Genomic DNA, 26,124 nt, shown 5'->3' on the forward strand with positions numbered 1-26,124 from the left:
TATGACCATCACAGCCACCACCATGCGCGCACAGATGCAGTATACACTTGAGGATCTGGCTACAAATGATCCAAGACTGATGATCTTGCTAGCGGATATCAGTACCGATTACTTTCAGCAGCTCCAGCAGCGCTATCCGGAGCGCGTACATAATCTCGGCATCCTGGAACAAACCCTGATTGGTACGGGAGCAGGGGTCGCGATAGAGGGATTTATCCCGGTGATGCATTCCATCGCCCCGTTTCTGGTGGAACGTCCATTTGAGCAGATCAAGCTTGATTTCTGCTACCAGGGTCTGCAGGGCAATTTTATCAGCATTGGCGCCTCTTATGACTATAGCACCGAAGGGATGACCCATCATGGGGCCGGCGATGTACAGATTCTGCGCAGCCTGCCGAACATGCAGATTGTCGTTCCGGGAACGGCGGCTGAGTTTGATCGCCTCTTTCGAGCAATGTATGCTAACGGCTCACCCACCTACTATCGCCTCAGCGAACGCGAAAACCCGACCGACCATCCGGTTGAAGCTGGTAAATTGATGGTGGTTAAACAGGGCAGGCAGGCTACCATTGTCGCGGTCGGGCCCATGCTCAGACATGTCTTGCCATCTGTGGCAGATCTCGATGTCACGGTACTCTACTGTACAACGGTCGCTCCTTTTGATAGCGAGACGCTGCGCCACTATGCGCACCAGAATATCATTCTGGTCGAACCATATTATAGCGGTGGTCTGTCCTCAGACATCAGCGCCACCCTCAAACACATGCCCATCAGGCTAGAGGCGATCGAGGTTCCCCATACCTTGCCGGCCCGTTATGGCAGCAGTGAACAACATGATACCGCCAACGGATTAACGCCGGACGCGATTCGACACAGGATCCTCAGCTTCTTATCCCGGTAGGGATTAGCGCCTCGGGACCAGGAGAACGCGTGCGTTCCTCTGGTCCCAAAAGCATTTAGAACCTGACAGAAAACGAGTGGCTGGCAGCGGATATATGCACAAAGTGCTGCAACCAGTCAAGCACAAAGGCCAGTTGTGAGGAAGCGGTGGCGCGTAAAGCGGGATCATCAGAGCGGAAGATAAAATTGAGGTGTTCAATCAGGCGTATCGCCTCAAAGAGGCGCAACCATCGTTCGTGCTGTTCCGGAAGGGGACGCACACGTTCATAGCCACGCAGGAATGCATGCCTCAGCAGATCTTCATCCTGCCTTCCCGCGACTCCATCCAAGGTGATCGAAAGGTCAACCAGGTAGTAGCTCCAACAACACTTATGGAAATCGATCGCGCATACCTCACCCTTATAAAACAGATAACAGTCCTGCCGAAGATTTCCATGGATTAACCCATAGCTATCAGGTCCAGCCGGGATGGCCGAGAACTCCTCGCGTGCCCGTTCGGTCACTTCAGAAAAGATACGATACTCGCGACCGGTAATCAAGCCATCGCAGCGCGTGGTGGCGAAATCAGGGTCAAGCACGGTATCGTCCTCGCACGCCTGCTGCCAGTCCCAACGCGGCCGCACAAAATCCTCGGGAGGCACAAACTGCCTGGAGTGCTGATGAAGGCGTGCCAGAAATATACCCACACGCTCAAACAGGGTCGGAGAGAGGCCAGAGTCTACCGAGCGCCCGGGCATCCAGCTAAGCAATAAACAGACGCACTCCTCTTCAACATCCTCAATGCGAACCTCCGGCATCAGCGCCCCATCCCGGGCAGCGATAGGCTCTGGCACCAGCAGATCTGTGTCACGCTTCAGTGCGCTCAACCACTGCAACTCAGAGTTCCACAGCACACGGTCAAAGCCTTCCTTGCGGAAGAGATGCAAGGCGAAGCGCCCATCCCCACTCCCCGCGACGTCGTTGGCTGTATTCATTCCTGGCCTGGCATACGCAGCTACACGAAAGATGCTGTGCGCTCCTGGAGAAAGCAGCGTCAGACGCGCGCTACCAATCTCGTAGTGAGTCAGCGCAGCCTCTGCCAAAATACGCAATCGCCGGACCTGACTGTTATAGTTTGCAGTATCCATTCACTCTCCCCCACACCATCAGATAGCAGAAAATGTGTCTATAACAGACGCACAAAGATTATACATGAAAACATAAACATAGACATCGATCAAATAGTCGATGTCTATACACATATATGAGTATAGCATGCATTTGTTAAGAGATTGTTGCACAGGTTATAACGACAGCACTCATATCATCGCTTTTGGCCCGCATGTTTTCCAACACATTCTGATGCGAACTGGCAATTGCCTGCTGCACAATCTTTCTGGCGGCAGTCGTACGCTTCTCTTTTTCCAGGAGAAGCGCCAGCGCTTTATCAGTCAGGTTATCATGAATACCATCAGAGCAAAGCAGGACACGGTCTCCTGGCTGAATATCTATATGGCCGATATGGACATCCATTGACTTCTCATGGCCCAATGCCTGGGTAATACCATTGCGATTATCAAAATAACTTTTTTCAAGACGGCTGAGCTCACTGATGTTACTGGCCTGGTCAATACGCAATGCGTCTTCCGGGGTAATTGAGCCATCCGATATTTTTAGAGCCAGGTATCCATCATCATCAGTCAAACGTTTCAGACCCTCGTCCGGACGCCAGAGATAAATGCGGCTATCGCCAACGTGCGCATAAGACATATAATAGACATGGGCTTCTTCATCATAAGAAAAAAGGGTCAACGCGGCCGTGGTGGCGGGATACCTGGTATACTCCTGCATACTTTGCGCACGTCGCTCACCTTCCAGGATAATCTGCTGATGGGCGACATCAAACAAATGCAGGATCATTTCTTCAAGCTGGGGGAGCGTTGAGAAAGGCACAATCCGTGGCTCGGCATGCAACTTTTTCCAGGTCCGGCGAATAACACGCGCCGCCAGACGTGAAGCCACCTGACCCGGTCCGGAACCAACACCATCAAATACCGCCGCCAGGCCCCGTTGCCGATCGAGCAGAATAGTGTCTTCATTAGGGTCATCACTATAGTAGACATGCCCTTCGTGTGGCACACTATACCGAACAAAGGTCAACGGCGTTTGGGTAACACCAGACGGAGAATAAGCTCTTACAGAGACAGTCATAGTGAAGCCCTCTTTCTTCCAGAGTACTATCCAGCATATACAGAATAAAATAGCAGTTCCGCATCAACCAGACGGAGGATCATTTTGAACTATTTTAACATATCCTGAAGCTTTTTTCTGAATTCGTGCTCTTTGGTTATTTCCTATTGCGTAGGGCACATAGTAGTCCACCAGAAAAGGACAATAACTGACCAATTGGTAAGGACACAATTGTGTTATGATACAGGTAGAGGTTGGGCAGCATAAAGATGCCCGATCGCCACAACAGCATCGCAGGAGAGAATGACATTGTCGGATTTACCAGCAGAAAAAACCTTACTCCCACTACAAACAAGCGCGATCTTATTCGATTTAGATGATACACTACACCACCGTAGCAAGGCCTTTTATGGTTGGGCCAGCGATTTTGCGCAACGCTACCATGATCCGGCAAAAAAAGCTGAGTTGACGGCAATGGTTCAGTACCTTGTCGAGCTGGACAACCATGGGTATCGGCCACGTGAAGAGTATTTTACAGATGTTAAACGCAAGTATCCGGCGGTAGAGGGATCGATTGAACAGTTAATTGAGGGCTACCAGCGCGATGTCATTGATCATATCATTTTAGAGGATGAGATCATGCTCCTCTTGCAGCAATTGCGCGCGCGCCAGATTCCCTTTGGCATCGTTACAAACGGAGTGGGTTCTCAGCAGAAACGCAAAATTAAGACGCTGGGAATCGACGCATATACGAACTGCATTTTTGTCTCAAAAGAGTTTGGAAAACAGAAGCCCGATCCCGCGATCTTTCTGGCGGCGGCGAGCTGCCTGCAGAAACCAGCGCAGGAGATTTTATTCGTTGGCGATAATCCCGAATTCGATATCTGGGGAGCCCACCAGGTAGGCATGAAGACGGTCTGGATTCATCACGAGCCCCGGCAGTGGCCGGAACAGATTTCGCCCGAGGTTGCCGATCTGACAGTGCATACATTCGCCGACCTACTCCCTGTACTGGGCTTACAGCCGGCGGCAGATGAAGAACATAACACAGTCAGCCAGGGCTAAAGAGAGCAATATTAGAAGCATTGAGATTGAGGAAAGCGGTTTTGAGGTTAAGATGGCATCAATTATAGCTACTCTGGGATATATTCTTTCGCCAGATGGGTCACATGTCTTGATGATCCACCGCAATAAACGTCCCGATGATATACACTATGGCAAATATAACGGCCTGGGCGGAAAATTAAATGCGCAGGAAGATATCATGTCCTGCATGAAACGAGAAATTGAGGAAGAATCGGGTCTGCTCGTCGATCATATGCTGTTGCGCGGCACCATCGCCTGGCCCGGCTTTGGCAAGCAGGGACAGGATTGGTTCGGTTTTATCTTTATTATCGATCGCTGGCATGGTGAGGCGCACCAGGGCAATGAGGAGGGGACGCTAGAATGGGTGGAGCGCTCGGCGATTGCAACGCTGCCGGTCTGGCCCAGTGACCATCAATTTTTACCCATGGTTTTTGATGATGATCCCAGGCCGTTCCACGGCGTTATGCCATGGAAGGACGGAGAGATGCTGAGCTGGAGCTATGTACGTTCTTAAAGCTGGAACGATACATTGCGGAAGATAGATCACCATCAGGCATCGGGGCGCTGCGCGCGCGCGGCGTACCTGGCCAGGGCGTTGAGCTCTTGCGTAAAGACGTTCTTCAGGATGGCGGGGTACAATGCCTGCTGGAGACGACCCCACAGGGTAGGAGCTGGTTCCCAGTGAGCCGTGAGCTGAACATGCGTCTGTTCACCGCCCATAGCCGGTGTTACGGCAAACATGGTCACGAGCGACGAGGTAGTTTCCCTCTCCACCAGCATCCGGCCGGGCTCGGGCTCGCTGACAACGGCGCGCGCGGCACGCTCAATACCATACGCGTGCACCCGGTAGCGGATCACCGTTCCCGCTCCCTGTCCTCCCGACTCAACTTCAAACTGGCGTATATACTGCCTGGGCATAATCTTCATGTGTCCCCGGCGGTAGTCCGCCAGAATCGCGTAGACGGCCGCTGGAGGGGCGGGAATCAGCGCGACGGTCTCGTAATGATTTTGTGCCATCTTACTTTCTCTTACTTTCTGTTGATTCCTCTATCTACCTGTCCACATCAGGCTGGCGCAGCGTAAAGCAGAAGCGGCTTCCCTTACCCGCAATGCCCTCGCTCTCCACCCAGATCCGTCCGCCCATCCCTTCCACAAATTGCTTGCAGATATACAGGCCAAGGCCCGTGCCATGTACCGCGCTGGCAACATCACGCTTGAGGCGCGAAAATTTTTGAAACAGGTGAGGCATATCGGTAGCCTCGATCCCAGCCCCTTCATCCTTTACACATATACACACCATGTTATCCTGCCGCAGGCTGGCGCAGATGACTACACCTGTGTGCGCGGGCGAATATTTACAGGCATTAGAAATCAGATTTCGCAATATCTGCCGCAATTGTTGCCGATCAGCCAGAATCGTCAGATCGGGGCTGATACTCAATTCCAGCGTGTGATCATGAAGATAGATGCGTTCGCAGATTTCCTCAATCGTCGCCACCAGCGGCAATGCTTGCATGTATACCGGCTTCCCATCTTTTTCCACCTGCGACATATCGAGCACATTTCTGATAATTAATTCTAGTTCGTCGCAACCGTAGGATGCATTCTGCAAAAAAGTGCTCCGCGTGGCTTCATCGAGCTGATCGCCGTATTCCAGCACAAGATTAATGTAACCTCGTACCTCCGTCAATGGTGAACGCAATTCGTGGCTGACGCTCATCAGAAACTGGTCGCGCGCTTCTTCCAATTGCTGTTGATTATAGGACTGGTTCAATTGCTGTCCGCCGTGTTGTGATTGGGGGCCCGCTATATCAGACGCATGACGGTTGAAAGGCGGCCACAGAAAACCGAAGCAGATAAGTACAACTCCCGGCGCCAGCATCCCAAACGAAAAATCCTCGACGAGTAGAACGGGCCAGTGCAGGGTATGGATGTGCAGGGTCAGCAGGCCAGCGCACAGCAGTAAGAAGGACAGAGCACCCAGGCAGGCCATTCGTAGCCCGAACAGGCAACAGGCAACCGCCACGGGGATGGCACAGAGCGTGACGATTCGCGTCTCGGAGGTCGCAAATAAGGCATACGCGATAATACTAAAAATAACGATACAACTACTCAGGAAGAAAGCCAGACGTACACGCAACGATGAACGATGTAAAAAAAAAAGGTACCGTAAACAAAGATCGCAAAACACTTGCTCCCATTCACACAGAAAAGCTGGCACGAACCATTAAAGGGATCGATCCCTTTCCGATAACATACAATACCAGCCTATGGATTATGCCTCGGGCATGGCATGCCGAAAACCGGGGGACTTGTGCAGGAGCTTAGTCTGATTGTAAAGAAATGTTTTCTGGTAGTATAGCAACGCCAAACCAGTATTGATTGAGCATCTCAACAATAGCCAGCAGACGCTGGGTGCTCATAGGCTTCAAAATATAGCTATTCGCACCTTGCTTGAAGCTGACATCGATATCATGCTCATCGTCAGATGAAGTCCAGACAATAACTGGTATCATGCGTAAGGTCTCATCTCCCTTAATCTCCTGCAACACCTCAAGACCATCTACAGCTACCAGTTGTAGATCAAGCAGAATCAGCGCTGGCATAGGTGACTTCTGTGGATCACTGTAACGATTCCGTTGATAGAGATAATCCAAAGCCTCCTCACCATCAGTACATCGAACTATCGGGATAGTGATCGCAAGCTTTTTTAAAGCCCACTCAATAAGCTCTACATCTTCATCGCTGTCTTCTACCAAGAGCAGGGGTGCCAAGACACTCCGATCCATTTTCTTCTCTTTTCTGCTATCCTGATTGTAACTGTTTCTCCAACCAATTTTTCTGTTATCATACTTCAGTCCAGAGCCTGAGGTAAGGTAAACCAGAACGTGGCTCCCTGCCCCGGGCTACTGATCACACCGACCTGCCCATTATGCTGGCGTATAATTTTCTGGCATATATAGAGTCCCAGCCCTAATCCCGATGATCCACTATAAACGATACGGTCAGGCACCTGGTAAAAACGCGACCAGATCTTTGATTGAAGTTCCCGAGCAATCCCTGGCCCTTCATCGCAGATAGAGACCCGTACAACCATTTCATCTATCTCGAAACGTATGGTGATCGCTTTATCCACTGGCGAATATTTGATGGCGTTGGTCAGATAATTTGTGAGTACCTGGCCAATACGTTCGACATCAGCGACAGCAGGGATCATATCTTCACCCACAGGCTCAATAATTTGAATAGTGCGCAAGGTGTTACCTGTACGAAGGTCCGCAACAACGTTACGTACCACATCCAGTAGATTGCACAACTTAGATTGTAACTCAAGGCGATCCTCTTGTATACGAGAAACATCTAATAAATCGCCAATCAGCCGGCTTTCAACCGCGACCTGGCGCTCACCACGATTGAGCACCTCGTCGATCTGCTCCAGCAAACTGGGATCCGGTATCGCCGCCGGCAAGTGCCCTATCTTGCGATGGGTAAGTTGTAGACCGGCTTTAATTGTTGCCAGAGGCGTACGTAGTTCGCGGCTGGCCAGGCGTAGAAAATCATCTTTCTGACGATTGGCCTCACTTTCAGCAACGGTACGAATCTGCGCGATGATACGCTCATGTATCAGACGCTCACGCTCAATGACCAGCGCGGTCAATCTGCCTACGACCTTGATCAAGGTCAGGGCTTCTGATAACGGGTATTCCTGCTTGACGGAGGGCGCATCCATGATCAGCAGGCCCAGGCATTGTTCACCGATATGCAGAGGCGCCACCAGCATCTGTGTCATACCAAAGGTGGCTATATCCGCCTTTGGTATGCAGGCTATATCTAACAAAACGGGCTCGCCCCCTAAAAGTTGTTCACGAACATCAGCGGAGAGGTAATCATGCAGATAGACATGGGGCATCTCGCGCCAGAAACGCTCTTCTGATTCAGCGGATAATCCGGTGGTGGTCACTGGCGCAAAACGATACGTCCCCGGGTCGATGGTTACGATACATGCCATCTGCGCCCCTAGCAGATCACAACCAAGCGAGAGCAGGTGCCGCACCACCTCTTGCCGCGAGATATAGGCTTGCTGATCCGCCACATTATCGGGAAAGTTAAGCTGCTCCATAGAGTGGGCCAGGGCTTCAGCCATCGCCAGTAGCGTATCTATAGCGTGCTGGGTACGCAACTCCTGGCGCCGCCTGACCGTCACGTCGCGAAATATCAACACGCCCCCGATAATTTCGTCGGCGAGGTTACGGATCGGGGCGCCGCTGATGTTCAGGCAGCGCTGTTGACCATCCAGAGCCGTAATAAAAATGTCCTCAGCCTGTGGACCTTTCAGAATCTCTCCATGTAATACACGATGCAGCGGCGTCTGCTCCAGCGCGAGGGGCTGCTCGTCCATGCGCATCCGCACTAACGGGATACGTTTGGACATCGGCAATATATCAAATGTATCGTTGCTGTCAAAGCCCAGCAGGTCACGGGCCGCCTGGTTCATCTGCAACACCTGTCCTTCGCGGTCATAAATAACGATCCCGTCGGCAATTGCGGCAAAGGTGGTCGAGAGTTGCTGGCTCAGATGATGAATCTGTTCCTCCGCCTTTTTATGGCTGGTAATATCGTGAACTGCTCCATAGAAGTGAAACACACCGCTGGACTGATCTTTGATAGGATGACAGGAGTCACGCAACCAGCGTATCTCGCCATCTTTGGTGATCAGGCGCCACTCGCGCACATCAGAAGCGCCGGCCAATAGCGCTTGTCGCCGCTCCTGCACCGCCGAGGCATCATCGGCGTGATAGAGCGCGGGATTCAACCAGCCCAGTGCATCAATCTCTTCAGGAGTATAACCGGTAATGCTTTGGAACGTATCCGTAAGCCAGACACGCTTGATTTCACCATCTACTCGTATCTGATATGAGTAGGCAGAATCAGCCACCAGGGCGGAAATGCGGCGCGCACGCTCCTCGCGCGTGCGCAGGCGCCGCTGCTCGATCGCCCCCTGCCACAACATTTCTTCCAGATAACGGCGGCGCCGTACGTATTCGGTCATGTCGCGCAGGATCACCACCGCGCCCACCAGATCGGCGACCTCGTTCTGCAACGGCGCTCCACTGATCTGTACGTAGAGCTCCTGTCCGTCATGGGTAGGAAAATGAATAATAGGAGCGTTCTGGCCGGTTAACGTTTCACCGCCCAGCATACGCGCAATGGGAATCGTATCGAGGGTTAACAACTGCCCCTGAACATCACGGGCCCGCAGGCCAGCCATTTTTTCTGGCCTCAGGATGTCTTCCTGGGATGTTGAGACAATGCGAGCAAGCAAACACTGAGCAACCGCATTGGCGCTTTGCAAACGGCCAGTTACGTCGACCTTTACCACACCATCAGGAATCGCCTCCAGCAGAGCCTGTAATTTATTGACATGTTGTAGATGAAAATGAGATGGAATGGTGGGGTACAATTTATGTTGCAAATCAGTGTCCTCCTCTGCCAAGAGATCGCTGAAAAGAAAGTCTCGTTTGTGCATGTAGCAGGATAAAGTCGGGCCAATATCCACGTTGAAATAAGAAATCGCTCTTTCCCATTCTAGCACATTAAAGTTTGTATGAGGAGTTGGGGCAACGACAACGGATGGGTGTAAATGTACCCATCTGCTGTCGTTGCCCCAACTCCTCGCTTTTGTATGGTGAGCAAAAGCAGCAACAGCCACGATAAAAACTCTGCCATATTAAACATAACGAAAAGCAGAAAACGTTTTTTGTGTTATTATATATAATAGTCTACCTCTATTTCACTGACGAAAGGAATTCGGTCAATGAACGCCTGGAGATTATTTACCTCGCTCACACGGGAGCAACGCAACACCTTCACGGCCAGTTTCCTGGGATGGACATTGGATGCGTTTGACTTTTTCCTCCTCACCTTTGTACAGGTTAAGCTGAAGGATGACTTTCATGTTGGGCTGCCTGCGATCGCCTTCGCGCTTTCGATGACACTGATGATGCGTCCAGTAGGGGCCTTTATCTTCGGCTTGCTGGCAGAGCGTTTCGGCAGGCGCACCCCTTTGATGATCGATATCCTGTTTTATTCGGTGATCGAGTTGCTCACTGCCTTCTCGCCCAATTATGGCGTTTTCCTTGTCCTACGTATCCTGTTTGGCATCGGCATGGGTGGTGAATGGGGACTGGGCGCCTCGTTGACAATGGAGTCATTGCCAACTGAATCAAGAGGGCTCTTCTCGGGCATTCTCCAACAGGGCTACGCGTGTGGTTATCTGCTTGCGGCGCTGGTCTACGGGCTGGTCTTCAGCTTCTTCCCGGCCTCCCTGGCCACCTGGCGTACCCTGTTTGTAATTGGCGTGTTACCGGCCCTGCTGGTCGTCTACATTCGATTGAACGTGCCCGAATCGCCGGTCTGGGAGCGGCAACAACAACGCCACCGCCGTGCGGGCATTACTCCCTGGCAAAGTATCTGGCGCGCGATCAGCAGTCGTCCTATCCTGTTCATCTATGTGATCATTTTAATGACCGCGTTCAACTGCTTATCGCACGGCACCCAGGATAATTATCCAACCTTCTTGCAGGCCCAACTAAAAATCGGGGTGACCGGAACGACCATTATCTCCGCCATCTCTAACGTGGGAGCAATTATTGGTGGAACGCTGTTTGGCTATTATTCACAGCAATGGGGGCGGCGTAAAGCTATCATTATTGCCTGTTGCCTTGGCATCATCATGATCCCTCTGTGGTCCGGCTGGCTCAAGATTCCCGGGATCAGTCTGCTCTACACGTTGCCACTGGGCGCCTTCCTGCTTCAATTTATGGTCCAGGGAGCGTGGGGCGTGGTGCCAGTCCACCTCAACGAGCTTTCGCCCACTGATGTGCGTGGTACCTTCCCGGGGTTTGCCTATCAATTAGGGAACCTGTTCGCGGCTCAGATCATTTTCGCCCAGGCGCTACTGGCCGCCAATATGGGACAGCCAAAAATCCCGAATTATACGGCCGCGCTGGGCATTTTCTCATTAGGTGCTTTTCTGGCGGTCATTATTATGACGGCCATCGGCCAGGAGGCTCGCGGCATCGAGTTTATACACGAGGAAGATTCCGAACAATCAACACTGGAGCAACTCATCTAAATGACGTTCGATAGGATGGTAAACCCAGTTTTTGCTCCTGTGGTACCGCCTGCGGCGGTACCACAGGAGCAAAAACTGGTTCGAGCATGCAATTATTTATAAAAGCAGGTCATATATGCCTGGAAGTTACTCCAGACGGCATCCAGATAGCTGGCGGGAAGCCGCTGTACGCGGTTGCGCGCATACGCATAGAGCAGTGGATGCAATTGATACAGTTGCTCATCGGAAGATGAGTATCTGTCATCAGGGCCCACGCGTTCAAGGAGGGAGTCGTTGACGAGATAGCCTAGCTCTAAAGCGGTCGAGGTCAGCGTCTGAAAGGATACATAAGGATTATCCGCCCGCGTCATTTCGGCGGAACCCTTTCTCTGATTGTCGGGATCAGGAAGACGCTCCAGTTCAGCCGTCGCCCTCTGGCCTGGTCTCGCTGATATGAGGCATGAAAAGGATTCAAGTTGTTCCCACTGTTCAGATTGAATAAGTGCCGCCGCCGACTCCAGGCTGAAAGCCTGAGGTCCCAGCAGGGCCAGCAGAGCAAAGTGTTGTTGCTGCTCATGCCCTATGTTGCTGAAAGCATGTTCAAAAAGCGCTCCCAGTTCCCCATTATTGTCCAACACTGGATGAAAAGGATCAAGCGCGATGTTGGTCGCCAGGAGATCAAGCGGGATGCCTCGGCCAACTACGGAGTTGGCAGCCAGTTCAATAGCCAGAGGATGGTTGCCAAGCGCATCACAGATCCGAGCGGTTGCCTGTTCCTGCTCTTCTGCATGTAAAGCCAATGGGGCGGTGGCACACGTCGAGGACGACAGGCTGTATAGCAGCGCGCAGGCATTATGATGCATTAATGGCTGCAGGTGATGATGATAACTTAAAAACGTTGGGGATGGTATATGGCGGCTGGTCGTGAGTACAACATGGCGCGCAACGCCCTGGCGGTGTTCAGTTGGATGAACGGCGTTGTGCCGGGTACTTCCCAGCAATGCATCCAGTGCGGTCCGCAAAGGGAACTGTGCGTCCAGGTCATCCAACAAGAAAAGGATGCTCTTATCCATCAGCAGTATACGCACCTGGTCAATCAGGCCGGATAAGTGTATATCCATATGATCCAGCCAGAAAGGAAGTGTACCATCTGACTGTTCGGGAACGTCATGCTTTTGAGAGGGTGACAACAGGCGAATCACCTCGTGGAGCACAGACAGCAGTCCTCGCGTGCCACGCCGGCCTTTGCAGGAAATAGTAATGATCCCCTGATGAAAGACACGTGAATAACCCTCCGCGACCAGATGATGCACGACTACTGAAGCTACGGCGCTCTTCCCTATGCCTGGCATGCCTGTCAGTGCGCAAACACCATGCTCTAATGAGCACAACTGATCTACGATCTCCTGCACCAAAGCGTCGCGACCAATCAAGTGCTGAGGACGGGCGGGCAGCAGTTCGATAGAGGGGTGAGCCCTCCCGGAAACATGGGCATACAGCTGCTGTACCCACTTGTCCTCCTCAACGTTTAAATCTTTCAATGAAGCAACCTGAAGATAAGTCTGTACCTCACGCGAAGTTGAGCACAGCAGCCATGCCAGAGCCAGCACCTGCCGCCGCACATGCCCCCTGAAAGGATAGACCAGGCGACCCGCCTCCAGTCGCGCCATGAAATCCTCAGAAATACGTGAATCTTTTAAGAAAGGGTCATGCCGTATCGCGTCAATCAGTGCCCGCTGGCTTGACCAGCCACGCCTGCGCCGCCGCTCCCCTATCCACTTACCAAATTGAATTGCATCCATCGAAGTTTTCAAAACATTCACCGCCATATATACATAAATAATTTTGCGATTCACACTCGATATTTATACAACATCACAACTACCATCATCGTTTCCCGTTGCACTAGAACAAAAAGAGGTATACCCCTCGCGATAACCAGCCCCACCTCTATTGATGAACAAACATACGTAGCAGTAAGCATCACCCAGCCCCAACCTCACATCTCTACTCTATCACATCTCAGCTGCCGAAGGAAGAGAGCGGTAATAAAAAAGGGGCTTGCCCGGCCGGGCAAGCCCCTTTTTTACGTATGAAGTGTTGTGCCGGTGCATTGGGTGCGCAGTCGCGCACCCAATGCACCGGCACAACACTTCATACACATATCATACCGGCGCGGCCGCGTATGCGGCCGCCCGTGCGGGGGCGCTCACGCTCCCCAGAAAATGTGTGTCTGACACACTCCTAGTCTTTGGCACGTGGATCGAAGGCGTCGCGTACACCATCACCCAGGAAGGAGAAGGCCAGCACAATAATAGCCAGCACGGTACAGGGGACGATCGCGTCCCAGGGATTGGTGCGGATGTATTGTGAGCCCTCAGAAACCATCAGGCCGATGCTGGAGCCGGGAGGCTGTACACCCAGGCCGAGGAAGCTGATACCGGCCTCGGCAATGATAGTATTTGAAATGTTCAGGGTCGAAGCAATTACCACAATACTAAACAGGTTAGGAATGATGTGGCGCATGATGATCTGGGTATCTGAACTGCCCAGCGTTTTGGCGGCCTCAACATATTGCTGCTGCTTTAACTGAAGGGTCTGGCCACGCACGTACCGCGCCATCAACGGCCAGATGGTAAAGGCCAGGGCCAGCGAAACCAGGAGCAGGCGAGCATTGCCGTTCGCGCCGATGACCGGTACATGATTCAAGTTTCTATCGGCCCAGGGGCCCATGATACCAGAGATCAGGATCAAGAACAGCAGGCCAGGAAAGGCAAACATGATATCGGTAAAGCGGGCCAGCAGAAAATCGATCCAGCCACCAAAATAGCCGGCCAGCACACCCACCAGGATACCCAGCAGGATATCAATGACCTCAACCAGTACCGCGACCGAGATCGAGATCAGCACACCCTGCATGATGCGGGCCAGTATATCGCGTCCCAGTCCATCGGTCCCCAGCCAGTATTGGGTGGACGGCCCCTCGGTCACACGATCAACTTCTGCGTGGCCAAAGTTGTGATATTGGTCAGGGCCAATCGGGCCATTGGTCGTACTGTTATAGGTGCCGCCGATATGCTGATAGATCGGCGGACCCACGATTGCCAGCAGAATTAAAAACACGATCACACCCAGGCTAATCATCGCTTTTTTGTCGCGACGGAAGCGACGGAACGACTCCTGAAACGGCGTACGGTGCTTATGATCTGGCCCCTGGGGGTCATTTGCGTGACTAGATACCGGCGGCGCCGTCTCTGGCTCGATAGGCCTTACCGGGCTATCAGGCGCCATTACCCCTGATTGCGCGCTGGAATTATTAAACGGCATACCATCACCGGGAATATATGGGGAAACGTTTGGCCCTCGCTCCATGCGATTCTTCATCTACATATCCTCCTATTCTGACTTAATACGTGGGTCGACGACGGTATACAGGATGTCAGAAATCAGGTTGCCAAGCACGACAGTAACCGCGAGCAGCACGGTCGTCGCCTGGATAACCGGATAGTCACTGGCACCAACCGAAGACAGGGTGGTCTCAGCGATACCGGGAATATTAAAGACATGCTCAATAAAGAAAGCACCGGAAACCAGAAAGCCCAGCGATACGCTGACCACCGTGACCAGAGGGATCAAAGCATTGCGGAATGCGTGCCGGAACGTAATCACGCGTTCACGCAGACCCTTGGCGCGGGCGGTACGAATGTAGTCCTGGTTGAGCACCTCCAGCATACTTGTACGCGTCAGGCGAGCATAGTAGGCGAAGCCAGCGGCACCATAGATCAGGATCGGCACCAGCTTATACTGAATATCCGCCCACGTATAGTGCCAGGGTATGCCCCAGTTAGACACCGGCCAGTTCAGGCCAGGGATGGAGATATCCAGGAAGACCAGGGCGACCTGGGCAAAGGTTGCCAGCACAAAGGCTGGCAGGGCGTAGACAATCAGCATCACTACCATATTGGTGGTATCAACCCAGGTACGAGCCTTGATGGCCGAATAGATGCCCAGCGGGATACCTAGCAGCAGTTGAACCAGCAACGCCCAGAGGCCCAGTTCGATCGAAACGGGGACGCCATCCTTTAAGATATCCCACACCGGTCGGCCCTTCGATTGGAAGGAATAGCCAAAGTCCAGGTGGAACAGTCCAGTTAAGAAATTATAGTATTGTTGAAAAAAAGGCAGATCCAGATGATATGCATGCTTGAGCTGTAAATACGCCGCTTGAGTATAGTGCTGCCCCAGTAACTGTTTAATCGGATCATCGGGGGCGAAATAGCCCATTGTAAACGTGATGAAGGTGACCCCGATTATAACAAAGACCAGGCCTATTAATCTTTTCAACATAAATTGAATCATAGAAACTCCTTGCCCTCCTGCCAGTCAGAGAGTGTCTGACACACTCTTTCCTGGCGAGCGTGGGCGCCCCCACTCGGGCGTCCGCTGCGCGGCCGCACTCGTTTTCTGGTGGTGCATGGGGGCGCATTCGCGCTCCATGCACCACCAGATGAAGCCTGATGGGCGCGCCACCATTGCTAGATGGCGGCGCGCCCATAATATCGCTCGCTTTACCTCTCGACTTGCTTAAGAGGGTCAATCAGTGTTTAGTGCTGTGCGATATAGACATTCGCCCAGTCGTCTGGCGGAATGATAGATGCGGAAGTAAACTTCATCCCGATCACGTATTGCTTGAGCAAGCGAAAATCAGGGCGCTGATAGATCGGCAGCCACGCGACATCATTAACCAGCTGTTGCTCAATCTTGTTGTAAGCATTCAAGCGGGCAGCTTTATCGCTCATGACGTCGGCGGCCGACATCTGATCCTGCAACGCTTTCTGAGCAGCGACATGGCCGCTCCCGTTGTCACCATAGTTATAGGCGTTGTTAGGTGCGCCAGCACCAAACTGCAGGGTTATCCAGTCCTGGGGATCAGGGAAATCGGCACCCCAGCCAGCCAGCCACATCTGCAATGGGCCCTTGTTACCCTGAGTCTGTGCCTGGTAGGTATACAGGGTGTTCTGGCTGATCGCGGTGGTGGCGATGTTGATACCCAGCACGCTCTTCCACATCTGCACTTCGGTAGCAGCCTCGTTTGCAGATTCCTGCGACTGGTTTGGATAGGTTAGCGTAATCTGAGGGAATGTCTGACGCGTCAGACCCTCTTCCTGCAAACCTTTTTCAAACAGCTGTACAGCTTTTTTCTTGTCACCATGAACGCTTGCGCCACCCGGACAATTCAGATCAGGATTATAGCCAAACTGCCCTTTAGGAACGATATGGCAGGTGGGGGTATAAGCACCCTGGTACGCCGCCTTCACAACGGTGTCGCGATCCAGAGCCAGGGCCAGGCCCTGACGAATATTGATATTATCCAGGGGTTTTACCTGGTAGTTCATACCAACGTAAAAAACGGTCAGGGCATCAGTCTTATTGAAATCGGGACGGCTGCTCGACTGACGGTACTGTGGCAGCGGAATATCCGTGACATCTACCTGGTCGGCCAGATAGGCATTGTAGCTGGTCTGGCGATCCTTAAATGGCAGATAGTCGACTTCCTTCAACTGTGGCTTCTTCCCATAGTAGTTGTCGTTGGGAACAAACTTGATACCGGTGGTGTGGCTATATTCTTTGACTTTGAAAGGTCCATTACCGCCCTGGCCACCATTATCAGCCAGGTGATCCGTCCATTTGTTGCCATACTTATCAATAACGCTCTTCTCCACCACGAAGCTGGTTGGATACGTCAGAGCTCCCAGAAAGTAGGCGGTCGCCTTATTCAGCTTCATCACAACGGTATCGGGATCCTTGACAATCACACCTGTACCGATAACAGATTTAACTTTTCCTTCGGTCCGCTCGGGAGCGTCTTTGATGAGCCCCAGATAGGTCAAAGCCACGCCAGACTGATTGTTGATATCAGGGGAGAGCGCGCGATCGACGCTATACGCCACATCGTTGGCGTCCAGTCTGGTGCCATCGCTAAACTTCAGGTTGGGTCGCAGATGGAATGTATAGGTTAAACCATTGTCAGAGATATCATAGGACTGGGCCAGCTGCGGCTTGATATTCAACTGGTCGTCGAGCTGAACCAGGCCGGTAAAAGCCATATTAATAGCCTGAATCGAAGTATTGTCGGTCGCGATACCAGGATCAAATGAAGCAATATCAGGTAAACGAAATGCCCAACGATACACCTGCTGGTTGTCGGGGGCCTTCGTTTTGCTAACGCTGCCACTACCCGGCACCGAACCACCACCACAGGCAGCTAGCAGAACACCAAACAAACACAGGAGAGTTGGCAGCATCATCGTCGTGATTTTTTTGCCAGAGCGCATAAAGTGTGTAACTCCTTACAGTAAAAAGCATTTGAAAACGCCGTTCACCCGCGGCCAGCTCCCCCGCCACTCACTCATCAATTGAAATAATCCAGTTTTCAGAAACATCAGTAGCTGTCCGGGCGGCTCCGCCCATCCAAATTGAGCGGCATGATGTCTGTGGAGCATCGGGACATACCCCATAAAAAACAAGCTCTTATACTAAAAGCCGAAGCGACCAGCCAGCCATATTCCCAGTTGTGAATACTATCCCTGTAGATGGAGCGTTCCTTGCGTGGGAAGAAGTACCGAGGAAGGACATGGGTATGATTTCAATCACAGAACACAGGGACATAATACACAAAGTCAGCGATACAAAGCGCGGAAATCTGATCTCTCTGCGCGGAATATGCGCGGAAATTCCGCGTTACATAAAAATACAGAGAAGCGACGTGAGGGGCACCGGAGCGCCTCTCACGTCGCTTCTCTGTATTTTTATGATCGGGTCCGTAGGGCCCGGCCTAATCACTCATAGCTATAGACACACTACGCGCTGGCTGCGGCAGCCGTATGGCGGAATCCCATCGCATAGAGCGATGCATACTCCCCCTCGCTCTGCAGAAGCTCGCTGTGCGTCCCCTGCTCAACGATCTGGCCAGCCTGCAAGACAACAATGCTGTCTGCATCCTTAATCGTCGAGAGTCGATGGGCGATCACAAAAGCGGTACGACCATGCAGCAGCTTTTTGAGTCCCATCTGGACAATCGCTTCCGTAAAGGTATCGATATTGGCTGTAGCCTCGTCCAGGATCAGGATATGAGGATCAGCCAGCAACGCACGAGCAAATGAGATGAGCTGACGTTGTCCCATACTCAGATTTCGGCCACGTTCGCGAATAGGCGTATTGTAGCCATCGGGCAACTGGATAATCAGATCATGGGCGCCCACGATCCTGGCCGCCTCCATCACCTCTTCATCCGTAGCCTCCAGGCGACCATAACGGATATTATCCGCGATACTACCGGTAAACAGGAATGGCTCCTGGGGCACCACGCCAACCTGGCGCCGCAACGACTTCTGCGTCACGTTACGCAGATCATAGCCATCAATCGTAATCGATCCGCTCTGGATATCATAGAAGCGTGTCAATAAGCTGATGATCGTGCTCTTACCGGCACCCGTTGGACCCACAATCGCCACCGTCTGACCAGCCTTAATATCCCAGTTCAGGCCTCGCAGCACCGGATGCACAGGATTGTAGCCGAAGACAACATCCTTAAACCTGACATCACCCTTGATCTCTGGCAGATCCTGGGCATCTGGCTTATCCTTAATCTCGACCTTCATATTCAAGATCTGGAAGATGCGCTCGGCCGCCACACCGGCACGCTGCAGCTGTGTATATTGCTGGCTCAGATCACGAATAGGATCAAAGAAGCGGTTAATATACAGTACAAAGGCGACCAGAACACCAATCTGCAACTGGTTCTTTGAGACCAGGTAACCACCATAGATCACGGCCAGACAGGTAGCCAGGGCCGCTACCACCTCAACCAGGGGGAGCACCAGCGCCGCGATGCGGCTGGACTCGAGGTTGGTGTCGCGGTTATAGGCATTGAGATCGTCAAACTCCGAGCGGTTGCGATCCTCACGTACCAGGCTCTGGATCACGCGCATACCGGAGATGTTCTCCTGCAGCGTCGAGTTCACCAGCGAGATTGAGGCACGCGTACGGCGGAAGGACATCTGCGCATGCTTCTGCCAGAAGGCCGCGATGATGAACATGATGGGCAAGACCACAAAGGTCAGCAAGGCCAGCAATGGACTCATCACCAGCATCAAGATGATAATGCCTACCAGCGCTATCACGGAACCCAGCATCGACAGCAAGCCAGAACTAAGCATGGCTTCCAGCACATCGATATCACTCTGCAAGCGCGACATGACGCGACCAATCTGCGTATGGTCGTAGAAGCTCAGCGAGAGGCGCTGCAGATGCGTAAACATATCGGCGCTCAGCAAGAACAGGATCTGCTGACCGGCCCAGGACATCGACCAGACCTGCCAGTACTGGGCCTGCCACATAGCCACGTTGACCACCAGGAAAATGATGCTCAGGATACCCAGGCCCACCAGGTCACTGTGGGTAATGTAGTTATCGATCGCCAGGCCAATTAACCAGGGATTCAGCAGGTTCAGCAGGGTATATACAAGCATGAGGACCATGCTACAGATCGCTGGCACCTTGTATTTCCCGATATATGGGAAAAACATGCTCACCAGCTTCCAATCAAAGTTTCCGCCCTCTTCTTCATCAGAATGAGCCAGGCTGTTCTCGATCCAGTTATGAGAACGTTTATAGTCAGCGTAAGAAACCGCCTTATCGCTTGCCTTGGTCTTAATCACTGCAATACCTCCGTCTGCAGATCAGACTGAGTATTCAGCACCTGTGCCTCAAACTCTTCCTGTTCGCGCAGCTGCATATCATAGAGTCGGGCATAGGGACCATTATGCTTCAACAATGTAGCATGGGTACCGCGCTCAACAATTTTTCCTCGCTCTAAGACAAGGATCTGGTCGGCATTTTTGATGGTGCGCAGGCGAGAGGCCACAACAAAGGTGGTGCGTCCACGCATCACTTCTTCAAGCGCCTGCTGAATCAGATATTCGGTCTCCATGTCCACACTGGAGGTCGAATCATCCAGCACCAGGATGCTTGGATTGAGTAACAGCGTACGCGCGATCGCCACACGCTGCTTCTGGCCGCCTGAAAGGGTGACACCACGCTCACCAACCCAGGTATCATAGCCATCGGGCAGCATCAGAATGAAATCATGGATACGCGCTGCCTTCGCGGCTTCCAGGATCTGTTCCTCCGTTGCTCCGACCACACCATAGGCGATATTCTCGCGGATCGTCGCATTGAACAGGAACACATCTTGCAACACCAGGCCAATATTGCGCCGCAACGAGGCCAGCGTAACATCGCGCACATCAAACCCATCTACCAGCACACGTCCCTCTTTTGTATCATAGAAGCGAGGCAGCAAATGCAGCATAGAACTTTTACCGCTACCGGTCGGACCAAGAATAGCGATGGTCTGACCCGGCTGCGCATCAATAGTGATATCCTTGAGAACTTCAACACCATTACTATAGGCAAATGAAACATTTTCATAGCGTACATGGCCGGCTACTTTTTGCAGGACTTTGGCATCAGGTGCATCAGTAATATCTGATGGCGTATCCAGAACACTGAAAATACGTGTTCCACCTGACAGGCCACGTACCCACCAGTTAATCATGAAACCAAATGTACGCACCGGAGTACCCAGCAGCAGGATATAGTTGGTCACAGCTACCAGGGTGCCCAGGCTTAGCGTGCGGTGAATGACCGCGATACCACCAACCCATAACACAAGTACCGTCACCAGGTTCAGCGAGAGAACCAGCAACGGCTGATTCCAGGCCGACAGACGCATAGCGCTCATGTTGAGCTCGCGCAACTGCAGGTTCTTGGTACCATATTTCTCAATCTCAAAATCTTCACGAGCAAAAGACTTCACAACCCGCACACCACTCAGGCTTTCCTGCATGATTGTGCTCAGATCGCCCACGCCATTTTGCACCGACAGCCACAAAGGTCGCAAACGCTTGACAACCTGGGCCGAGAGAATTAGCATTATAGGTACTGAGATTAACGTAATAAGAGCCAGATATACATCAAGTCGCAATAATAAAATTGTCACAGAGGCAAAGGTAACCACTGCTAACAGGGCGCGCAGCAGCCCCATAGGGAAAAAGTTACGTACAGCTTCAATGTCAGCGGTCATGCGCGACATCAGCTGACCAGTTTCAGAATCGTCGTGAAATGAAAAACTGAGGTGCTGTAAATGATCATAAAGCATATCGCGCAGATCGTAAGCGACCAGCGACGAAATAGCCTGCCCGAGATAACCTTGCCCATAAGCAAAGAGACCACGCAAGGCACTGGTTACCAGGATCGCCAACGCTGCCCACAGCAGATCCTGAAAACGACCACTATGAATACCAACATCAACGACCCACTGCAACAGCCAGGGTACGATCAACGAAAAACCGGTCGCCAGCCCCATACAAACAACGGCTGCAACTGCCTTGAACCAGTGAGGTCGCAACAGTTTAAAAATGCGCCAATAAATGCGCCAATTCTCTTGTAATTGATTCTGACCTAAAGATGATGAAGATTGCTGATTAGCCTGTGTTACCTGCATTCCAGATAAATCCTTTCTTGACGCGCCGTATCCGCAGTATTCCCAATACACTTACTCATCGCACGTCGGGGCATTTCTGGTTATGCCCATAAAACAAAAATGACCTATTACGCTATCTTTACATCCACTCATGCGTGATGTGCATCGAGCAAGTAGAGCCTGAAGACAAATCACATACATCAATGGATGTGACAGGTTAGTATCATCACTCAAAGTCTAAAATGAAATGGCTGACATACGCTTGTCAGTCATTCTACATCTTTTTTGGAAATTTCGGTAATTGGTTTTTGTTTTATTCCCGGAAACTGATACCTATTTCCGGGAATAAGCCGTTTTTTCATTTCTTTGCTTTCTTATACTTTCGCTCTCCTCCTATTATGCTTTCGAATAAGGTTTCAAAGCATAATAGAAGAAGCGGAGGGGGGACACTAACGGACCCTGAAGTGACACGCCTGAATATATCTTTATGGATGGGCAGACCGATGCTCTAATTACATCGGCCTGCCTATCCGCAAAGATAATCCCTCAAACTACAGGGGCCCGCAACGCATAGTGGACATTTTTGCGCCTCCCTCATTAACGATAGTCGTCAAAAAATAGTAACTTCTTTACCTCATCCCTCTTGTTTTTTAAGGATCAGTGGCACATAATAAAAGATATGCAGAAGACTGAAAGACTTGTGGCAATCACGCTATTGCTGCAGGCGCGCGGAAAAATGACGGCGAAACGACTCTCCGACATTTTAGGTGTCTCCGTACGCACTATCTATCGAGATATTATTACACTTTCTCTCGCACATGTACCGGTTTCAATGGAATATGGACCCGGCGGAGGCTATTACTTACCAGAGGACTACCACCTGGAATCGGCGATTTTTACCCGCGAAGAGGCTATTTCGCTGATCTTAAGTACCGATATCTCTGGGAACTACAACCTGTTTGCCGGTGATACCGATCTACACCGAGCCCTGGTGAAGTTAGAGGCAGTGTTACCCGAGGAATATCAGGCGGATGTGCGCGCGGCACGCGATCACATCCTGATTGATACATCCGCATGGTGTAACCAGGCAACGGAACCCACCCACCTGGAAACGATCAGGGCCGCCGTCCTGGGTTCGCATCAACTGGATATCCTCTATTCCGGGAGTAGCTGCTCGAAGTTCGCAGCTACCGGCGTTTTATGGCGCCGTATCGAACCCTATGGATTGGTCTTTAAAGGCCTCAGTCGTCGTCATATCCGCACGGGACGCTGGTACCTGGTCGCCTTCTGCCAATGCTGTCAGTCATTTCATATGCTGCGCGTCAGCGACATTGAGCAGGTGTTTGTCCGTGAAGAATTGACAGTACCCAGGCCGGACTTTAACTTGCGTGCGTACTGGCGAGAAGCGCGCAAACAGCTAGAGAGGCGCTATCCCCCCATTTCTCTAAAACTGCATGTGAGCGCCAGGGGCCGTCAAAGCATCTTCCATGGAGATATCCAAATTCTCAAAGAGAACGCCGATGGTGGCGCTATCGTTCAGGTCAATGTGGAATCGCTTGACGATGCCATCTCCTACGCGCTCGGACTAGGGACCGCTGTAACGGTTCTGGAGCCCTCTCAGGTCAGAGACGCGGTGGCGACAGCCGCTCATGCCATCGCGAGCATATATAGCTAAGCCTGCCAATCATCACGCTTTCATATCCCTCCCCACTTCCCTGATCCTCTCCAGCGGCACAAGGAATCTGACCTACAAGATCATTGTCTGGCGCGTGTTTGAGCTTTCGCACCTGCGGTGCTCAAAAATCGGTTATGTGATGGTGCCACAGGGGCGCATTCGCGCCCCTGTGGCACCATCACATAACCCGGTGCGGCCGCGCATGCGGACGCCTGTGCGAGGGCTCTCACATGCGCCAGAAAGACGAGAGTCAGGCGCATTTTCATCAACTTCGATTGAGAAAAAATACAAAATGTGGCACACTGCAATAAGACAAGTAAGAAAATAATTTCAGCGCTGAAACCCGGAACAGGTGATCTGGTTCATGAGAAGATGAAGAAGAGGGATCAGGCTATAATGACAAACAAACGACTTATACTCACGCTTCAACCCGATATACTGGCCATCTGCCGCTTAGATCCGGCAACCCCGATCTCGGCCAGCATGCTCAACGGACATTTTGTAGCCATTACCAAAACAGATGAGGAGCTCTCGATCATTTGTCCACAGACTAATATACCGGATGAGGTTATTTATACCAGAGGCTGGCGCTGTCTGCGCATCGAGGGCCCCTTTACGCCCGATACCACCGGTATCCTGGCGGCGGTGTTATCCCCTCTGGCAAACGCCAACCTGAGTGTCTTTACCACCACAACATATGATACCGGACATGTGTTGGTGCGAGAGGAAGATCTCAATCGCGCGATACAGATTCTGGCTCAGGCCGGACACACAGTACGCAGCGAGAATAAAGCCACGGCACCACACGCCATCCAATAAACAAAAGCACCCCTCTATGGCAAAAAGAGGGATGCTTTTTGGGTGAGTGTGCTCAATAGGGAGGAGCCAGGTTAGCGCTGGCCGGGACGACCGGTGGAGGCAACGCGGCGGCGCACACGACCGGATTTCCTGTCATTGTCAGGATGTTGCGCTTCGGCCTCAAAGGATACATGCGTCCTCTGATTTGCTTTGTTGCCGCCAAAGCGCGCGGATCGGCCCGCCGGGCGTTTACTACTGTGTTCTCTCCTGCCGGCAAAGCGGTCCGGCTCAGCAAACTCTTCTGATTTCCAGATAGGAGCTGTATTGACGCGGATCTTTTTTGTGCGTGGCTTTACTTCAGCAGGATTTTTATCTTCGGCATCCATCCTGCTACCTTTAGGAGCCACTGCAGTTGGGGACGCGAATCTGCGATTACCGGCGGGGCGTGCTCCTGAACGCGGCGCGAACTGTGGCTCGGCTACCATAACAGGCTTAGCAACAGGTCTGGCAATCATAGCATCTTCGTCGATCGTCAGTTGCTGAAGCGAGACCGCCTGCCCAAGGTTGCGCGACATGCGCCGCCATTTGGAGACGTCACCCGGCGTTAGCAGCGTAATAGCCTTGCCATGGTCTCCCATACGGCCGGTACGACCGATGCGATGGGTGAACAACTCACTGGACTCAGGCAACTCATAGTTGATAACCTGGTGGATACCCCGGATATCGAGCCCACGAGCAGCTACGTTGGTCGCCAGCAAGGTCTGCACGCGCCCATGGCGAAAAGCCGCCAGCACTTCTTCACGGGCGCGCTGGCTCTTGTTCCCATGCAGGGTCCCTACCGCAAAACCAAGATTGGTGAGCTGCTTGCCTAACTTCTCCACGCCATACTTGGTCTTGCCAAAGATCAGGCTGCTTTCACCGTCGGTAGAGTTCAGCAGCGTACAGAGGGCCGCCATCTTCTGATTTTGCGGTATCTGATACGCGATCTGCTCGATAGTACTTTCAGCCCCGGTGGCCGGTTGGATAGCGACCGTGGCGGGATCCTTCAGGAATTTCTCCTGTATCTTCGCCACCCAGTCAGGCATGGTGGCCGAGAAGAGGGCCATCTGACGAGTTTCAGGTGTTGTGGTCAGGATCTGCTCGATTTCGGGAGCGAATCCGCTATCCAGCATCTGATCAGCCTCGTCCAGCACACAAATGCGCAGGCGCGTCAGGCTCAAGGAGCCCCGCTCCAGGTGATCCTTCACGCGGCCAGGGGTTCCGACAACGATCTGGGCCCCATAGCGCAGAGCTGAGATCTGCGGGTTATATGGCCGCCCACCAACCAGAAGGGCGGTTGAGAGGCGCCGGGCAGCAGCCAGCCTGCTCAAAACATTATTGACCTGAACGGCCAGTTCGCGTGTCGGGACCAGCACCAGCGCCTGTACAAAGCGCTTATCTTTAGCGAGTCTTTCTACCAGGGGAATACTATAAGCCAGTGTCTTACCCGAACCGGTCGCCGACTGTCCCACAAGGTCGTTTCCAGCCAGCAGCACTGGAATGGCGCCAGCCTGGATAGGGGTGGGCTGGGTGACTTTCATATCTGTTAAAACCGCACGAATAGCGGGTTGCAATGCGAATTCAGAAAAAGATGGCATGAAAAATCCTTTCGGCCAAAGGCGTCAGCGGTGGACGCATTAAAGTTCCCCGGCAGCGAATGGTGTCAGGGATTATCAGATGCAGACCGCGAGGTCACGGAAGCAATGCTGCTATCTGATAGAAGTAGAACTGGCGTGCAGGAAGAGATATTCTATAGAGGATTGCTCAGAGCTCTTTAGCGTCTTTTATCAGGGAACA

19 protein-coding genes and 1 pseudogene are annotated in these 26,124 nt (G+C 52.2%); 6 read left to right on the forward strand and 14 right to left on the reverse strand.

Annotated elements, in window-relative coordinates:
* The first annotated feature begins 1 nt into the window (after position 1).
* Positions 2 to 901, forward strand: coding sequence for a transketolase family protein (locus AABA21_RS03020; RefSeq protein ID WP_338247488.1), 900 nt, complete (start codon positions 2 to 4; stop codon positions 899 to 901).
* A 55-nt stretch (positions 902 to 956) separates the two neighbouring features.
* Here AABA21_RS03020 and AABA21_RS03025 read toward each other — a convergent pair whose 3' ends face one another.
* Both AABA21_RS03025 and AABA21_RS03030 read right to left on the reverse strand, forming a co-directional pair.
* Complete coding sequence (locus AABA21_RS03025) at positions 957 to 2,027, reverse strand: phosphotransferase enzyme family protein (RefSeq protein WP_338247489.1); 1,071 nt, start codon at positions 2,025 to 2,027, stop codon at positions 957 to 959.
* Positions 2,028 to 2,163: 136 nt separating this feature from the next.
* Positions 2,164 to 3,090, reverse strand: a complete 927-nt coding sequence (locus tag AABA21_RS03030; RefSeq protein ID WP_338247490.1) for a PP2C family protein-serine/threonine phosphatase — start codon at positions 3,088 to 3,090, stop codon at positions 2,164 to 2,166.
* A gap of 288 nt (positions 3,091 to 3,378) precedes the next feature.
* On the opposite strand from AABA21_RS03030, the gene AABA21_RS03035 reads away from it, so the two are divergent.
* Positions 3,379 to 4,134 (forward strand): HAD family hydrolase, encoded by a 756-nt coding sequence (locus AABA21_RS03035; RefSeq protein ID WP_338247491.1) that lies wholly within the window; start codon positions 3,379 to 3,381, stop codon positions 4,132 to 4,134.
* A gap of 52 nt (positions 4,135 to 4,186) precedes the next feature.
* On the forward strand, positions 4,187 to 4,669 hold the full coding sequence (locus AABA21_RS03040; protein ID WP_338247492.1) for an NUDIX hydrolase: 483 nt from the start codon (positions 4,187 to 4,189) through the stop codon (positions 4,667 to 4,669).
* A gap of 35 nt (positions 4,670 to 4,704) precedes the next feature.
* On the opposite strand, the gene AABA21_RS03045 is transcribed toward AABA21_RS03040, so the two are convergent.
* The 4 genes from AABA21_RS03045 to AABA21_RS03060 form a co-directional block, all read right to left on the reverse strand.
* Complete coding sequence (locus AABA21_RS03045; protein WP_338247493.1) at positions 4,705 to 5,172, reverse strand: SRPBCC family protein; 468 nt, start codon at positions 5,170 to 5,172, stop codon at positions 4,705 to 4,707.
* 34 nt (positions 5,173 to 5,206) lie between these two features.
* Entirely contained in the window at positions 5,207 to 6,295 is a 1,089-nt protein-coding gene (locus AABA21_RS03050) for a sensor histidine kinase (protein WP_338247494.1), read from the reverse strand.
* A gap of 184 nt (positions 6,296 to 6,479) precedes the next feature.
* The gene (locus AABA21_RS03055; RefSeq protein ID WP_338247495.1) at positions 6,480 to 6,944 is read right to left on the reverse strand and encodes a response regulator; all 465 of its coding nucleotides are present in this window, start codon (positions 6,942 to 6,944) and stop codon (positions 6,480 to 6,482) included.
* 65 nt (positions 6,945 to 7,009) lie between these two features.
* Complete coding sequence (locus AABA21_RS03060) at positions 7,010 to 9,628, reverse strand: PAS domain-containing sensor histidine kinase (protein ID WP_338247496.1); 2,619 nt, start codon at positions 9,626 to 9,628, stop codon at positions 7,010 to 7,012.
* A gap of 342 nt (positions 9,629 to 9,970) precedes the next feature.
* Here AABA21_RS03060 and AABA21_RS03065 point away from each other — a divergent pair, with 342 nt between their 5' ends.
* Positions 9,971 to 11,290, forward strand: coding sequence for an MFS transporter (locus AABA21_RS03065; protein ID WP_338247497.1), 1,320 nt, complete (start codon positions 9,971 to 9,973; stop codon positions 11,288 to 11,290).
* Positions 11,291 to 11,382: 92 nt separating this feature from the next.
* Here AABA21_RS03065 and AABA21_RS03070 read toward each other — a convergent pair whose 3' ends face one another.
* The 6 genes from AABA21_RS03070 to AABA21_RS03095 all read right to left on the reverse strand — a co-directional run bounded on the left by AABA21_RS03070 (position 11,383) and on the right by AABA21_RS03095 (position 21,836).
* On the reverse strand, positions 11,383 to 13,071 hold the full coding sequence (locus AABA21_RS03070) for an NB-ARC domain-containing protein (protein WP_338247498.1): 1,689 nt from the start codon (positions 13,069 to 13,071) through the stop codon (positions 11,383 to 11,385).
* Between the two features lie 442 nt (positions 13,072 to 13,513).
* Positions 13,514 to 14,653 carry an ABC transporter permease gene (locus AABA21_RS03075; RefSeq protein WP_338247499.1) on the reverse strand — a complete coding sequence of 380 codons (1,140 nt, stop codon included), beginning with the start codon at positions 14,651 to 14,653 and terminating at the stop codon, positions 13,514 to 13,516.
* A 12-nt stretch (positions 14,654 to 14,665) separates the two neighbouring features.
* Entirely contained in the window at positions 14,666 to 15,628 is a 963-nt protein-coding gene (locus AABA21_RS03080) for an ABC transporter permease (RefSeq protein ID WP_338247500.1), read from the reverse strand.
* A 245-nt stretch (positions 15,629 to 15,873) separates the two neighbouring features.
* Positions 15,874 to 17,604 carry a peptide ABC transporter substrate-binding protein gene (locus tag AABA21_RS03085; RefSeq protein ID WP_338247501.1) on the reverse strand — a complete coding sequence of 577 codons (1,731 nt, stop codon included), beginning with the start codon at positions 17,602 to 17,604 and terminating at the stop codon, positions 15,874 to 15,876.
* A gap of 525 nt (positions 17,605 to 18,129) precedes the next feature.
* Positions 18,130 to 19,989: an ABC transporter ATP-binding protein gene (locus tag AABA21_RS03090; protein WP_338247502.1), complete on the reverse strand. Its 1,860-nt coding sequence runs from the start codon at positions 19,987 to 19,989 to the stop codon at positions 18,130 to 18,132.
* A complete protein-coding gene (locus tag AABA21_RS03095) occupies positions 19,986 to 21,836 on the reverse strand; it encodes an ABC transporter ATP-binding protein (RefSeq protein ID WP_338247503.1) in 1,851 nt (616 codons plus the stop codon). The genes AABA21_RS03090 and AABA21_RS03095 overlap by 4 nt, the downstream gene beginning before the upstream one ends.
* Before the next feature lie 658 nt (positions 21,837 to 22,494).
* On the opposite strand from AABA21_RS03095, the gene AABA21_RS03100 reads away from it, so the two are divergent.
* Complete coding sequence (locus tag AABA21_RS03100; RefSeq protein ID WP_338247504.1) at positions 22,495 to 23,490, forward strand: helix-turn-helix transcriptional regulator; 996 nt, start codon at positions 22,495 to 22,497, stop codon at positions 23,488 to 23,490.
* Positions 23,491 to 23,886: 396 nt separating this feature from the next.
* Positions 23,887 to 24,309, forward strand: coding sequence for an ACT domain-containing protein (locus AABA21_RS03105; protein WP_338247505.1), 423 nt, complete (start codon positions 23,887 to 23,889; stop codon positions 24,307 to 24,309).
* Positions 24,310 to 24,380: 71 nt separating this feature from the next.
* On the opposite strand, the gene AABA21_RS39215 is transcribed toward AABA21_RS03105, so the two are convergent.
* The gene (locus AABA21_RS39215; protein ID WP_420917126.1) at positions 24,381 to 25,373 is read right to left on the reverse strand and encodes a helicase-related protein; all 993 of its coding nucleotides are present in this window, start codon (positions 25,371 to 25,373) and stop codon (positions 24,381 to 24,383) included.
* Positions 25,365 to 25,925: pseudogene (locus AABA21_RS39220) on the reverse strand (DEAD/DEAH box helicase); the annotation flags it as partial. The pseudogene AABA21_RS39220 and the gene AABA21_RS39215, both read right to left, overlap by 9 nt.
* Positions 25,926 to 26,124: the final 199 nt, after the last annotated feature.

The sequence above is a fragment of the Dictyobacter halimunensis genome (assembly GCF_036245075.1).